The following is a 13,759-nucleotide window of genomic DNA, read 5'->3' on the forward strand; positions in this document are numbered from 1 at the left end:
CGAGTGCTGCTTCGAGTCTGCGAGGGATGCCGCGCCCGCTCCGGGGCCGAAGGTCCCTCAGTTCCCGGGGTGCGCGTCGACGAACTCGGCCGTACGCGGCGCGAGCGAGGCGCCGATCTCGGCGGCGGGCCGCTCCGCACCCTTCACCTCGAACGAATGGTTCGCGTCGTCGACCCAGTCGAGCACGGCGCTCGGGCCGATCCGCCGCACGAGGCCGTCGAGCTGCTCGTTCGGGGTGGCGAACGGATCGTTCCGCCCCTGCAGGAACAGCATCGGCATGCCCGACAGCGTCGCGAAGTGCTCGTCGCGCGCCTTCTCGGGCTTGCCCGGCGGATGCAGCGGGTAACCGAGGAAGACGAGCCCCGCGACATCCATGCCGTCGGCCACCGCCATCGACGCCATGCGACCGCCGAAGGACTTGCCGCTCGCCCACACGCGCTCGCCCTCGCGCGCGTGCGACCGCGCGGCATCCGCCGCGGCCCGCCATGTGGCGATCGCCACCGGCGGACGATCCGGGAACCGCCGACCGGCGGCCACGTACGGGAAGTCGAAGCGCAGCGTCGCGATGCCGAGCGCGGCGAGCGCCCGGCAGAACCCCGACATGAACGGATGGTCCTTGCCCGCGCCCGCACCATGCGCCACCACGACCGTGGCCCGCGCACCGTCGGGGCGGGCGAGCACGGCCGGCACTGCGCCGGTGCCGTCCCCGACCTCGATCTCGAGAGGGTGCTCGTCGACGCTCATGCGTCCATCGTGCCCCCTCACGCGGTCGCCGCCGCCTCCTGCCGGAGTCGGTCCTGCCGGTCGGCGCGTTCCATCACGATCGTGCCGATGCGGGCGCCGATCGTCACGACCGCGACCACGCCCGCCGCGATGAGCGCGGCGATGCCGGTGATCCGCGAGGCGGGTTCGTCGGTGAGCCGCGCGACGCCGATCCAGGCGAGACCCCAGCACAGCGACACCATCGGAGCGAGGCGCCCACGGCCGGCCAGCCCGATCGCCACGCCGATGCCACCGGCGACTGCGATCACGATCACCGCCCAGACGATCGGCTCGAACGGACCGCCGTCGAAGCCCGCCGCCGCGAGCACGGCCGTGGCGTTCGCGGCCGTCGCGACGACGACCCAGCCGAGGTAGAGGCCGATCGAGCCGTCGGTGATGATGCCGTCGAGCGCACTGCGCGCGGGCATGCGTCGGAGCTGGAGGAAGATCCAGCCGAGCAGCGCCGCGAGCACGGCGATGACCGCGAGGCTCGCGCCGAGCAGCCCCAACTGCACTACGCCGATCCACAGCGCGTTGAGGACCAGCGAGAGTGCCACGCCGTATCCCACGCGCCGATGTCGCGGCGCCGCGCGCTGCGCCGGGAGCAGCTGCCAGAGCGCGTACGCGAACAGGCCGGCGTAGATGACGCTCCAGATCGCGAAGGCCGGACGGGCCGGAGCGAGCAGCGTCGAGTCGGCGTCGAGCCATCCGCCCGCGGCATCCTGGATCGGGGTGCCGATGAAGGCGCCCGAGCCGAGGAACGCCCCCGCGATCGCGAGCAGCGAGGTGAGCAGCACCACGACCTGGCGCAGCGTGTCCGCCGCTCCGGCGGGTCTCGCGGCGGTCGCGACCGACCCGTCCGCCGAACCCTCGTTCCCCGTGGTCGCCACCCCGTCGCCGCCTTCCCTCGGTGCCGCGTCAGGCCGGTCCGTTGGCCACGCGGGGCTCGTCATCCTCGTGCGGCGACCGTCCGAGGGGCGGCCGGACCGACGCCGGCGCCGCGATGGTCGCGGCGTAGAGCCGACGCAGCCCGGCGTGACCGTTGCGCCGGAACGCCTCCGACTGACGGGCGGCGCCGGTGCCGTCGCGCAGCAGCCGCTGGATCAGTTCGTGCACGGCGGCGCGGTCGCCCGAACGCTCGAGCGCCTCGGCCGTGTACCGCTCGAGTCGACGCAGGAGCTCGGGCGCGGGGAGCAGGCCGCCGGTCGCCGGATCGAACGCGTCCCGCGAGATGCCGGCGTGCGCGGCGTGCACGATGCCGGCACTCAGCAGCTCGGGCGGCAGGTCGGGATCGGGGTCGTCGGCGGAGCGCACCCGCCGGAGCATCGTCCCGTGGTCGTGGCCGGCACGATCGAACTCGTCGAGGGCGCGCTGCACGAGCGCGCGGCAGAGCGCGGTGACGAGCAGGGTGTCATCCGCGGTGAGCTGCGCGTCCGCCATCCGGAACTCGATGGTCGGCAGGTGCTCCGAAAGGCGCACGTTCCACGAGATGAGCGCCAGGTCGTTGGTGCCGGCGTGGCCGAGGAGCTGCCGGATGCGACGGTCGTAGTCGGCGGCGTCGGCGAACCGGGGCGGGCATCCCGACGTGGGCCACCGGCGTAGCTGGATGGTGCGCCAGCTGTCGTACCCCGTCATGTTGCCCCGCCAGAAGGGCGAGTTGCCGGAGATCGCCGTGAGCAAGGGCAGCCATGGCCGCACCGCGTTCTGGACCGCGACCCCGTGCTCGCGGCTCGGGATGCCGACGTGCACGTGCAACCCCGCCATCTGGTGGTCGGCGATGACACCGGCCATGTCCCGCACGATGCGGTGGTAGCGGTCGGTGTCGGTGATGGAGGGGAACGCGTGCGCGTCGGGCGTCGTCCCGATGCTCGCGACCGAGACCGCGTGACGCGCGGCGTCGCGGTCGATCTCACGCCGGAAGGCCACGAGCGCGGCGCCGGCCTCCGCGAGGTCGGTGAACACGGGCGAGGCGTGCTCCACCTGCGACGCGAGGAACTCCTGATGCGTGACGCCGCTCCACTCGGGATCGCTCGAGAGCCGCCGGAACACGTCGAGGGCGACGTCCGCGGGCAGCATCGTCGAAGGGTCGAGGAAGAAGAACTCCTCCTCGATACCGAACGTCGTCATCGCCGCTCCTCTCGCGGCCGTGCACGCCCGACCGCCCCCAGCGGCGCCGCACGGCTGCTGCTGGCAGACTGCGCCGGGAACGCCGCCCTGTCAAGGGCTTTCCCCGCGCGACGCGGAGGAGTCGCTGCCGGCCGCCGTCGCCTCGAAGACCGTGACTCGATCGGCGAAGCCCTTCAGGTCGAGCGGGCCGACCTCGCGGAACGCGATGCCCGGCTCGGCGGCCAGCTCGGCGACCGAGCCCGTGACGAGGGTCTGCCCGGCCGCCGCGGCGCCGGAGATCCGCGAGGCCAGGTTGACCGCCCGGCCGAAGTAGTCGCCGTCCTGCATCACGACCGGACCGACCGCGATCCCCGCGTGGGCGGGCAGGCCGATCACGGGCGCCGCCTCGACCATCTCGAGTGTCGCGCGCACCGCCTGCCCCGCCTGGCCGAAGTGCACCATGACCCCGTCCCCGAGCCACTTCACGGGCGTTCCGGCATGGTCGGCCACGACGCGCTCCACCATCGAGCTCATCCGGCCCGCGAGCCGCGCGCCTGCGGCGTCGCCCTGCGCATCGGTCAGGTCGGTGTACCCCGCGAGGTCGATGAAGACGAAGCTCGGCGGCCGTGCCGGACCGGCGTGCGACCCCGCGGCCTCGAGGGCGCGTTCGATCCCCTCGACCATCCCCGCAGTCCAGCCGCGTTCCTGCTGGCGGCGGTACAGCGCGAACACCATGCGGTCGACGCGGGGCGTGAGGCGCTCGCCGATCGCGGCGGCCCGCTCGAGCGCCTCTCCGTACGTGAGCCCCGACTGCATCAGGCCTCCGATGAGGTACGTCTGGAAGAGCTCGTTCTCGGCCTCCGCGACGCGCCGCATGCCGTCGACGTACACCCGTCCGAGCCGGGTGAGCGCGTCGGCGTCCACCATGCCCGCGACCACCTCCATGACCGAGAAGATCGCCTCGTCGTCTTCTCTCGTGCGGTCGTCTGGCGTGAGCACCCGATTGGCCAACGTCGTGCCGGTCTGCCGGATCAGCTCGAACGGCATGCCCAGGCGGGCGGCGAGCTCGCCGTACGTCTCGGTGCGCAGCTCCGACCATCGGTACTGCGGGCCGTCGAGGAAGTCGAGGTGCAGCCGCCCGCCGGCGACGGCGTCCGCGATCGCCTCGGCGCTCATGCCCGCCCGGTCGCAGGCGTCGATGAGCCGCACCCGCTGGACGTCACCGCGGCTGAACGCTCCATCGGCCCCGGGTGCCAGCACGCCGAGCTCGATCAGCCGGTCCACGAACGCGGCGTCGACGCCCGCGCGCTCGACCACGTCGTCGCGCGTGTACCGGTCGGCCGATCCGTCCACGCGCCCGAGCGTAGACGATGGCGGCGGCGTTCGCCGGGACCTACCAGCCCTCGTCGAGCACCCGGTCGAGCATGTCGACGAAGAAGTCGGCGCTCTCGCGAGTGACCACGAGCGGCGGCTTGACCTTCAGCACGTTCTGGTGGTCGCCGGTCGGCTGCATGATCACCCCGAGCGTCAGCAGGCGGTCGCAGATCGCGGCGGTCTCCTCAGTCGCGGGCTCGAGCGTCGCGCGATCGCGCACGAACTCGACGCCCAGGTAGAGCCCGAGGCCGTGCACGGCCCCGATGAGCGGATGGCGCTGCGCCAGCGCCTCGAGCCGGCCCTTCAGGTACGCGCCCGTGTCGGCCGCGTTCCGCTGGAGCCGCTCGTCGCGGAACGCGTCGAGCACCGCGAGTCCGGCGACGCTCGAGGCCGGGCTGCCGCCCGTCGACGAGAAGAAGTACCCCTGCGTGCGGTAGCGCGCGGCGATCTCGCGGGTCGTGATGACGGCCCCGAGCGGGTACCCGTTGCCCGCGGCCTTCGCGACCGCAATGACGTCGGGCACGACACCCTGCTGCTCGAAGCCCCAGAACCACCGCCCGAGCCGTCCGTACCCGGCCTGCACCTCGTCGGCGATCGCGAGCCCCCCGGCCTCGCGCACGGCCGCGTACACCTCGGCGAGGTATCCCGCGGGCAACGGGATGCCGCCGGCGTTGCCATAGAAGGTCTCGGCGATGAACGCCGCCGGCGGTCGGTCGGATGCCGCGAGCTCGCGGATGCGCGCGGCCGCCTCGGGCGCGTACCGCGCGGCCTCGTCGCCACGGTGGATGCCGCGGAACGGGTTGGGTGCGTCGAGCGCGTGCACCCAGTCGGGGCGCGTCGCGAGCGCGTTCGGGTTGTCGGCGGTCGAGGTGCTCACCGCGTCGGACGCGTACGTCCAGCCGTGGTACGCCTCGAGGAGCGAGACGACGTCGCGTCGGCCGGTCGCGGCCATCGCGATGCGGATCGCGAGGTCGGTCGCCTCCGAGCCCGAGTTCACGAGGAACACCGTGTCGAGCGGGTCGGGCGCGAGCGCCGCGAGGCGCTCGGAGAACTCGACGACCGCGCCGTAGTTGAAGCGCGAGTTCGTGTTGAGCGTGCGCAGCTGCTTGGCGACCGCGGCGGCGAGGCCGGGGTGGCCGTGTCCCAACGGCGTCACGTTGTTGACCATGTCGAGGTAGACGCGCCCGTCGGTGCCGACGAGGTGCTCGCGCCAGCCGCGTTCGATGCGCGGCGGTGCGTCGTAGTAGTGCTCCTGCACCTCGGCGAATGCGCGGTCGCGGCGGGCGACGAGCCGCGCGGCGTCGGCCGCGGCGTTCCCGCCGGTGTTGGCGAGGGCGGACGCCGGGCCGGCGTCGCCGAGCCCGAGCGCGACCGCCGGGTCGGCGGTGAGGCGCAGCCAACCGGCGGCGTACTCGGGTCGCACGAGGTGCGGAATGCGCGGGCCGTCGTCGTCCTCGAGCCGCAGCCGCGCGCGCGTCCGGGCGGGCACGGCGCCGTCGAGGATCAGGGCGCCGTCGGCTCCCTCGACGACGAGTCGCGCCTCGCCGCCGACGGTCGCGACCTGCTGCGCCTGTGCGAACCACACGTCGATGCCCGTCGGCACGGTGACGGCGGACGCGGCGGAGTGGAGTCGGCTGGCGCTGAGCCGGGGCGTGCCGCGCTCGAGCCAGGCGGCGGGCGCCCCTGCGTCGAGCGCGGCGAGCGCCAGGCGCTCCTCGAGGCCGGGGTCGAGCCAGGCGCCGGCATCGACGTCGTCGGACGTGATCGAGACGTCGAGGCGCACGGCGTCCGCCGACGCGATGCCGGGCGTGACGGTGAGCCGCGACGCCGCGGCTGCGCCGATCGGCGCGTCGAGATCGACGGCGAGCGCGTCGGCGATGACGGCGGTCATCACCGCCGACGGCACCGAGACCGCCCGCTCGAAGATGCGCCACTCGCGCTCGACGCCTGCGGCGGCGTAGGCGTTCGCCCCGGCGTCGATCTGCACCTGGTGCTCGCCGCTCACGACGAGCACGGCACCCCGCAGCACGACGAGCGGCCACAGCGCGTGCACCTCGGCCGGCGACAGCGGGCGCAGCGCGTGGAACGCGCGGACGGCGGGCAGCACCGACGCCGGCTCGGCGCCCGCGTGATGCAGCACGGATGAGATGGTGATCGCGAGTTCGGACACCGCCCAACTCGAGGTGACGTCGCCGAAGTCGATCATCCCGTCGGGCCGGCGGATGCCGTGCTCGGTCGTGCACACCACGTTGTCGTCGGTGAGGTCGAGGTGAACGGCCTGGATCGGCAGGTCCGCCGCGACGGCCTGCACGTCGGCCCACGCGCGCGCCGCGGCATCCGTCACCAGGGCTCGCTTCGACGGGTCGGGATGGTGCCGCGCGAGGAGCTCGACGACGCGATCGGCGTGGCGGAGGTCCCACTGCAGCACGCGGTCGAGACCGGGATGGTCGAACCCGGCGAGGGCGAGGCTCGCGTGCCCCGTGAGCTCGCCCATGCGCGCGATCGCGGCCGGGGAGAGGTGCGCACTGCCGGTCAGCGTGCCGCCGGGCAGGTATTCGAGCAGCCGCATGGCGAGCGGCCCCTCGCTCGTGTCGGCGACGACGGCGCGCGGGGTGCCCTCGCCGTCGCGGGTCGTCGTCGCGATCCGCAGGTCGGGTGCGGCGGCGGCGATGCGGGATGCCGCGTGGTCCTGCGCGTCGACCTCGATCGAGGTGAACGCGGGGTTGGTGATCTTGACCACGCCCACCGGAGCGCCGGCCGAATCGCGCGCGAGGAAGTTCTGGTCCTGCTGGCTGCCGAGGGCGTCGAGCACGACGTCGAGCCCCCACCGCTCGCGCACGATGCCTGCGACCTCGTCGACGGGAAGGGCCGGGGCGGGAAGCTCGCCCGCCGCGAAGAAGTCGAATCCGGCGGGGCGGCGTGTCATGGTCGTCTCCTCGGCCGCCGGCGGTCGGCGGCATTGACTCGACGATAGACCGGTGGTGCGGCGGGCCGGGAGCGCCGCCACGTCGAGCGCGGTCGCCCGTGTTCGCCGCTCGGGCGTGCCTCAGGCGCGGTGGCGAGGCGGCCGACGCTCGGCGTCGTCCACGGGCAGTGACTCGGTGCCGCCTGCCGCGCGCCGGCGGTGGATGAGCGGGGTTCCGTTCACCGCGGCGAGCGCGAACAGCATCGCCGCGGCGAGCGCGCTGAGACCGAGCGCGCTGAGGGTGGTGAGCAGGACGTCCATATCGGCACCTCTTCCATGAGCTGTCCCTTGCGACGGTAGGCGGGTCGTCATGGTGGCGACGAGGGTCTTGACATCCGGGCCGATCGTCCTCCATGGGCGCGACGCGCGGTCGGGCTGCGCCGGATGTCGGCGGCCTCGCCTACCGTGATCGCCATGACGAACCCGACGCACTCGACGATCGAGCCCGACGTGCTCGACGAGCCCTGCCTGCGCTGCGGCTCCGCCGCCGTGCGGGTCATCGTGTACGGCCCGCTCGACCTCGAGGTCGAGGCCGACGTCACGGCCGCCGGCCTCCACGCCGAGGCGCCGATCTTCGACTGCCGCGACTGCGGCTTCGAGTGGGGCGAGGCGGTGCGCGACCTGCTCGCGTGAGCCTCAGCGGGTCCGGGCCTGCGCGCCTGCCCCTGCGCGTGCACCCGGCGACGGTGGCGTTGCGACGCTCGGCTCGACGCGCTCCGCCGACGTACTTGCGGGCGGGTTCGACGCGAGTGCCGTGATGGCCGCTCGTCCGACGAACACCGACCACGCCACGATGCCGAGCAGCTTCGCGCCGTCCTCGACCAGCACCGACGCCTGGGTCGGCGCCGCCAGGACGTCGACCACTGCCGAGCCGGCGAAGGCCGCCAGCGCGAGGATGAGCAGGCCGCCGTCCAGCCGCGCCCGGATCAACTCGTGGAATCGCGCCAGGTACGCGACGAAGCCGGCAGCGTACGTCGCCGCGGCCGCGATCCCGGCCCACGGCCCGAAGGCGGCCGACTCGTGCAGCAGCAGCAGGTCGTCGAGCACGAACGCCAGACCGAGGGCCGAGCTCCACGCCAGGAGTGCGGCGACGGGGTCGCCCGTCTGGCGCGAGACGAGCCATCCGAGCAGCGCCATGCCGCACGCGACCGCCATCAGGACGATGCCCACATTCGACAGGACGCCGTACGCCGGGCTGGTCGCGTCGTGCGCCACGGCGACGGCCTGGCTGTCGCGCGTGAGGTCGCTGGGCCGTAGCCAGGGCTGCGTCGCTGCGGCCAAGATCGCCACCATGACGGGCGCTGCGACCGCGGCGTAGAGGAGCGCGGGCGTGCCGCGTCGTTCCGGGTGCCCGCTGGGACGGGTGTCGGGTTGGACCATTCCGGCGACCATACGGAGCTTCGGCGCCTGACGAGAACCCCTTGACAACCGCAGGGCCGGCGTCGTCAGCCCTGCGGGAGGGACGGGTCCTCGGCCTGGAGTTCGTCGCGCATGCGCCGCAGGTCCTCGAGCAGCGAGCCGACCAGGATCCAGTGCTCGGACTTGGGCGCGGCGACCTCGAGCGGGGCGGTGAGCGCCGGGATCGCCGAGGTCGGCGGCTGCGGTTCCACGTCCGCGAGATGCACCGCGAGTCGGATGTCGTGCGCGACGCGGCGCAGCTGCTCGGCGATCGCGCCGACCGTCGGCTCGCCGCCGAGGCCGGCGTCGTAGTGGTCGACGAACGCCCGAGTCATCCCGATGACCTGCGTGACCATCGGGCCGAGGCGGTCGAGCAGGCGGCGCTGCTCGAGGATGTCGCCCCGATGGGCCGAGCGGCGCGGGTTCAAGGTGAGGGAGTCCTCGGCATCGGCGATCGCGCCATCCGCCGCATCGCGCATCGGCCTGAGCAGGCGCGCCTCGATCATCAGGCCGTCGAGGTCGCCAGGTCGTTGCGGGCGCTCGAGCGCACGTGCGAGTCGGTCGACGGATGCCGCGAGCTCGCCGCCGAGCGCCGCGAGCTGGTCGCGCGACGGACCGGCGAGCACCGGCGGCACGATGAGCGCGTTGACGATGATGCCGATGGCCGCGCCGATGAGCGTCTCGATGATGCGGTCGAACGCGTACTCGGGCGCGGTGCCACCGAGCGCGAGCACGAGCATCGCGCTGATCGCCACCTGGTTGGACGTGCCCGTCGTCATCCGCGCGGCCCAGGCGGCGAGCATCGAGACGAGGATGGCGACGAGGATCACCCAGCTGCTCGACCCGAAGACGAGGCCGAGCAGCGACGCGATCACGACGCCCGCGATCACGCCGACGCTGCGCTCGATCGCCTTGCCGAGCGACTGGTTCACGCTCGGCTGCACGACGAGCAGCGCCGCGATCGCGGCGAAGACCGGCAGTGGCCCGGGGATCAGCCAGCCCGCGAGGAGCCAGGCCGCCACCGTGGCGACCGCCGACTTCAGCACTTGGAGCAGGGGCGCCCGCTTGGTCGCGCGGAACCGTTCGGAGAACCGCATGGCTCTCACGCTAGCGGGCGCCTCCGCCGGTCAGCTCGCCTCGGCCGCGCTCCGCTTCGGCAGGCGCCATCCGGGCCGGACGAAGTGGCAGGTGTAGCCCCACGGGATGCGCTGCAGGTAGTCCTGGTGCTCGGGCTCGGCCTCCCAGAACGCGCCCGCCGGCGCGACCTCGGTCACGACCGGGCCGGGCCAGATGCCCGAGGCGTCGACATCCGCGATCGTCTCGATCGCCGTATCGTACTGGGCGTCGCTGGTCGGGAAGATCGCGGAGCGGTAGCTCGTGCCGATGTCGTTGCCCTGACGATTCTTCGTGGTGGGGTCGTGCACCTGGAAGAAGAACTCGAGCAGCTCGCGGTAGCTCAGCTTCGCGGGGTCGAACACGACCTCGAGCGCCTCGGCGTGCGTGCCGTGGTTGCGGTAGGTCGCGTTCGGGACGTCGCCTCCCGAGTAGCCGACGCGCGTGTCGAGCACGCCCGGCAGCTTGCGGATCAGGTCCTCCATGCCCCAGAAGCAGCCGCCGGCCAGGACGGCCGTCTCGGCTCCGGGGCGGGTGGTGATGGTGCCGGGGGTGGTCATGCGCGGTGCTCGCTCTCGGTGGTGGTGAACAGGTGTCGGTACTCGCCGTAGCCCTCGGCCTCGAGGTCGTCGAGGGGCACGAAGCGCATCGAGGCGGAGTTGATGCAGTAACGCAGGCCGCCCTCCTCGACGGGGCCGTCGTCGAAGACGTGCCCGAGGTGGCTGTCGGCCCCCGAGGAGCGGACCTCGACGCGCTTCATCCACAGCGAGCGATCGACGTGCTCGGTCACCGCCGCGTCGTCGATCGGCCGGGTGAAGCTCGGCCAGCCCGAGCGGCTGTCGTACTTGTGCACGCTCGCGAAGAGCGGCTGCCCCGAGACCACGTCGACGTAGAGGCCGGGATCGTGGTTGTTCCAGTACTGGTTGCGGAACGCCGGCTCGGTCGCGTCCTCCTGCGTGACCTTGCGCTGCAGCGGGGAGAGGCGGTCGATCGCCTCGGGAGTCTTGCGGTAGTCGTGTGACACGGTTGCTCCTTCTCCTGGCGGCTCCGGCTGGGCCGCCTTCGGAACCCGCGACACCGGCTGAGCCGGTTACGTTGGGATCCATATGGAAGAACCGCTGAAGGGCGGTATGTGTTCCGCAGGATGCGCCCGCTCGCTGTGGGTTCGCTGTGACTGCGTCGGGCGGTGGTGAAAGGATCAGCCCATGGCCGATCGTCTGATGCTGCTCGACACCGCCTCGCTCTACTTCCGGGCCTTCTACGGGGTGCCCGATTCGTTGAAGCGAGCCGATGGCACGCCCGTGAACGCCGTGCGGGGACTGCTCGACATGATCGCGCGACTCGTGACCGACTTCGAGCCGACGCACCTCGTCGCCTGCTGGGACGACGACTGGCGCCCGCACTGGCGTGTGGAGCTCATCCCGAGCTACAAGGCGCACCGCGTCGAGGAGGTCGTGCCCGGCGGCCCCGATGTCGAGGAGGTGCCGGACCCGCTCGAGGCGCAGGTGCCGATGATCCGCGAGACGCTCGGACTGCTCGGCATCCCCGTCGTGGGCGTCGCGGCGCACGAGGCCGACGACGTGATCGGCACGCTCGCCACCGACGCCGGCATGCCCGTCGACGTCGTGACCGGCGACCGCGACCTGTTCCAGCTCGTCGACGACGCGGCGGGCGTGCGCGTGATCTACACGGCGCGGGGCATGAGCAAGCTCGAGATCGTCACCGACGCCTGGGTGCTGGCGAAGTACGACATCGCACCGTCGCAGTACGCCGACTTCGCGACGCTGCGCGGCGACACGTCCGACGGGCTGCCCGGAGTGGCGGGCATCGGCGAGAAGACCGCGGCGGGCCTGCTCCGCGAGTTCGGCACGCTCGACGCGATGCTCGCGGTGGCCTCCGGCGAAGCGGGCGTCGAGGTCCCGCCGCGGATGTCAGCGACGATGCGCGCGAAGCTCGGCGCCGCGCGCGACTACCTCGCGGTGGCGCCCACGGTCGTGAACGTCGTGCGCACGCTCGACGTGCCCGGCGCCGAGGAGCTCGGCGCGCGGCTCGCGCCCGTCGACGGCGACGCACGCGCGACGATCGAGGCGCTCGCCGAGGAATGGAACCTCGGCGGCTCGGTGCCCCGCGTGCTCGCCGCGCTCGATCGCACGGGGGCGGCGTAGCGGCTGGACTCGGGGCGTCGTCGCTCAGCAGCCCGGGCCGTCCGGCGCGGCGTGGCAGTCGCCGGTCACGAGCACCGTGTCGAACTCGCCGACGAGCACGCTCTGCGGCGCACCCGGGACGCTCAGCGTCCCGTCGATCCACCGCCACACCGATCCGTCGAACCGGTACTCGGCGACGTACACGACCGTCAGGTCGACGGTGTACTCGCCGGATGCCGCGTACGCATGACTGGTCGCCGTCGCCGTGAACTCGGCCTGGCCGAGCTGCTCCCACGTCGCGCCGGGCGCGGAGGCCTGCACGGCCGCGCCGTCGGAGTGCGTCCACCGGTAGCCGACGGGGTGGAAGCGCACCTCGGCCGACCGCCCGAGCAAGGTGCCCGACCGTGTCTGCACGGACGCCTCGGCCATGAAGTTCGCGGGGAGTCCGACGACCGCCCAGCCCGACGGCTCCATCGCGTTCCCGGGCGCGCCCGGACGGAACGACGCGATGTCGCGCATGGTCACCGCGGGTTCGCCCGCGGGAGCCGGCTCCGGTTCGGCACCGACGAACACGCAGTCGGCGAGGTCGAGCGGGCTGCAGAGGTCGCTCGGCGGGGCGGTCGGGCGTGCGGGTGCGTCGGGCTCCGCTTCGTCGCTGTCGAACTCGCCCACTGGTTCCGGGCGGGGCTGGCTCCGCTGCACGTCCCCACGCTCAATCGTCCGGATCACTCCGTCGAGTGTCGTGCCCTGTTCGCTGTTCTCTGGCGTCACTTGGACATTGCATTGCCCAAATGCTGCCTGAGCGGTCGTGCATCGGCCGGGCGCCGCAGCGGCAACTGGCGTGGCCACCGTCAGGCTTGCGGCGACCATCGCGATCAGCAGAAATCGTCGCCGGACCACGTGCTGCTCCCCGCCACCAGCAACGGTGAGGCTCCCTGCTGCTCGAAGCTGATCTGGACGGGAACTCGCTCCTTCCGTTCGGGCGTCACATCGCTCCCGGAAGAATCAACGATGCGCACCCCGCTAATGTCGGAGCACGCGTAGATGCTGACGTGCGTCGCGTCCCCATCCGTGCGCTGCTCTGCGAGTCGCGCAGCATCGATCTTTCCGCGGCCAACCATGCGAAGGGATGACTCCCTGATCGAGCTGTACTGCTCGACCAGTTCCTCGGCGTACTGTGCGGTGGTCACTTCGCGAATGGAATCAAGCTCCGACTGATCCGATCCGGTTATCGATTGCTCGACATCGAGATACGCCTCGTAGGCGGCGACGGCCGCCGCGAGGGCCTCCTCGTCGGAGGCGAAGATGGGTTCGTCGGCCGCGGACTCCACCGGCAGGGACGACGTCGGCTCGGGCTCGGCGGGCGCGCAGGCCGCGAGCGACGCGAGCGTCGCGCCGGCGAGCAACAGCGCCGCGAGACGGCGGGGAGTGCGGGGCATGCGCTCCACCGTAGGGGAAACGTGGGATCGCCTCGGCGATCATCCACAGGTCAGGCCGAAGGCCTGCGCCGAGGTGACGCGAATCGTCGCAACGCCCAACGCGGAAGCGCGTTTCGCGTCACCTCGCGGAGGCGTCAGCCGCCGTCGTCGCGCCGGGCGGCGACCTCCGGGTCCTCCTCGGGTTCGAACGTCGTCGGCTCGCCGGCGCCGACTCCGACGCTGCCCGGCTCGTCGGGAATCGTGCCGTCGGTGCCCCGCCCGCGCTCGCGCTCGTCCTCGTCGCCCGACCCGGCGGGCGGGTTCGTGGTGTCGCTCATGTCCTCCCCTTCCCGAGGGCTTCACGCTGCCAGCGTGGCAGCGCCGCGTCCACGGGCTTGACGGGTGCCCATACGCGATCGAGTTGCCGCAGACGCCGGGTCGCCAGGCCGCGAACCCGGCGCTACCGGCAACTCGAAGGC

15 protein-coding genes are annotated in these 13,759 nt (G+C 72.8%); 2 read left to right on the forward strand and 13 right to left on the reverse strand.

The window, feature by feature from the left end:
• Positions 1-57 precede the first annotated feature (57 nt).
• From BLT99_RS16760 to BLT99_RS16785, 6 genes are all read right to left on the reverse strand, one after another.
• Positions 58-744 (reverse strand): alpha/beta hydrolase family protein, encoded by a 687-nt coding sequence (locus BLT99_RS16760; RefSeq protein WP_092675011.1) that lies wholly within the window; start codon positions 742-744, stop codon positions 58-60.
• Positions 745-761: 17 nt separating this feature from the next.
• Positions 762-1,652, reverse strand: coding sequence for a TspO/MBR family protein (locus BLT99_RS16765; protein WP_133988514.1), 891 nt, complete (start codon positions 1,650-1,652; stop codon positions 762-764).
• A 28-nt stretch (positions 1,653-1,680) separates the two neighbouring features.
• Entirely contained in the window at positions 1,681-2,889 is a 1,209-nt protein-coding gene (locus tag BLT99_RS16770) for a carboxylate-amine ligase (protein ID WP_092675014.1), read from the reverse strand.
• A 90-nt stretch (positions 2,890-2,979) separates the two neighbouring features.
• Entirely contained in the window at positions 2,980-4,221 is a 1,242-nt protein-coding gene (locus BLT99_RS16775) for an adenylate/guanylate cyclase domain-containing protein (protein ID WP_133988513.1), read from the reverse strand.
• A gap of 40 nt (positions 4,222-4,261) precedes the next feature.
• Positions 4,262-7,168 carry an aminotransferase gene (locus tag BLT99_RS16780; RefSeq protein WP_092675017.1) on the reverse strand — a complete coding sequence of 969 codons (2,907 nt, stop codon included), beginning with the start codon at positions 7,166-7,168 and terminating at the stop codon, positions 4,262-4,264.
• Positions 7,169-7,288: 120 nt separating this feature from the next.
• Positions 7,289-7,468, reverse strand: coding sequence for a hypothetical protein (locus tag BLT99_RS16785; RefSeq protein WP_092675019.1), 180 nt, complete (start codon positions 7,466-7,468; stop codon positions 7,289-7,291).
• Between the two features lie 153 nt (positions 7,469-7,621).
• On the opposite strand from BLT99_RS16785, the gene BLT99_RS16790 reads away from it, so the two are divergent.
• Complete coding sequence (locus BLT99_RS16790) at positions 7,622-7,840, forward strand: hypothetical protein (protein ID WP_133988512.1); 219 nt, start codon at positions 7,622-7,624, stop codon at positions 7,838-7,840.
• Between the two features lie 3 nt (positions 7,841-7,843).
• On the opposite strand, the gene BLT99_RS16795 is transcribed toward BLT99_RS16790, so the two are convergent.
• The 4 genes from BLT99_RS16795 to msrB form a co-directional block, all read right to left on the reverse strand.
• On the reverse strand, positions 7,844-8,587 hold the full coding sequence (locus BLT99_RS16795; RefSeq protein ID WP_133988511.1) for a hypothetical protein: 744 nt from the start codon (positions 8,585-8,587) through the stop codon (positions 7,844-7,846).
• 65 nt (positions 8,588-8,652) lie between these two features.
• Positions 8,653-9,702: an FUSC family protein gene (locus BLT99_RS16800; protein ID WP_092675028.1), complete on the reverse strand. Its 1,050-nt coding sequence runs from the start codon at positions 9,700-9,702 to the stop codon at positions 8,653-8,655.
• 30 nt (positions 9,703-9,732) lie between these two features.
• Positions 9,733-10,278 (reverse strand): peptide-methionine (S)-S-oxide reductase MsrA, encoded by a 546-nt coding sequence (gene msrA, locus BLT99_RS16805; protein WP_092675030.1) that lies wholly within the window; start codon positions 10,276-10,278, stop codon positions 9,733-9,735.
• Positions 10,275-10,742 (reverse strand): peptide-methionine (R)-S-oxide reductase MsrB, encoded by a 468-nt coding sequence (gene msrB, locus BLT99_RS16810; protein ID WP_092675032.1) that lies wholly within the window; start codon positions 10,740-10,742, stop codon positions 10,275-10,277. The genes msrA and msrB overlap by 4 nt, the downstream gene beginning before the upstream one ends.
• 181 nt (positions 10,743-10,923) lie before the next feature.
• Between msrB and BLT99_RS16815 the strand changes: the two genes are divergently transcribed.
• Positions 10,924-11,883: a 5'-3' exonuclease gene (locus BLT99_RS16815; RefSeq protein ID WP_092675034.1), complete on the forward strand. Its 960-nt coding sequence runs from the start codon at positions 10,924-10,926 to the stop codon at positions 11,881-11,883.
• 24 nt (positions 11,884-11,907) lie between these two features.
• Here the strand turns inward: BLT99_RS16815 and BLT99_RS16820 are convergent, their stop codons facing one another.
• The 3 genes from BLT99_RS16820 to BLT99_RS16830 all read right to left on the reverse strand — a co-directional run bounded on the left by BLT99_RS16820 (position 11,908) and on the right by BLT99_RS16830 (position 13,618).
• Positions 11,908-12,564, reverse strand: a complete 657-nt coding sequence (locus BLT99_RS16820) for a hypothetical protein (protein WP_133988510.1) — start codon at positions 12,562-12,564, stop codon at positions 11,908-11,910.
• Between the two features lie 173 nt (positions 12,565-12,737).
• Positions 12,738-13,301 carry a DUF896 domain-containing protein gene (locus BLT99_RS16825; RefSeq protein ID WP_157675023.1) on the reverse strand — a complete coding sequence of 188 codons (564 nt, stop codon included), beginning with the start codon at positions 13,299-13,301 and terminating at the stop codon, positions 12,738-12,740.
• A gap of 134 nt (positions 13,302-13,435) precedes the next feature.
• The gene (locus BLT99_RS16830; protein WP_092675042.1) at positions 13,436-13,618 is read right to left on the reverse strand and encodes a hypothetical protein; all 183 of its coding nucleotides are present in this window, start codon (positions 13,616-13,618) and stop codon (positions 13,436-13,438) included.
• Positions 13,619-13,759: the final 141 nt, after the last annotated feature.

Origin of the sequence: Agromyces flavus (assembly GCF_900104685.1) — a bacterium.
Taxonomy (GTDB): Bacteria; Actinomycetota; Actinomycetes; order Actinomycetales; family Microbacteriaceae; genus Agromyces; species Agromyces flavus.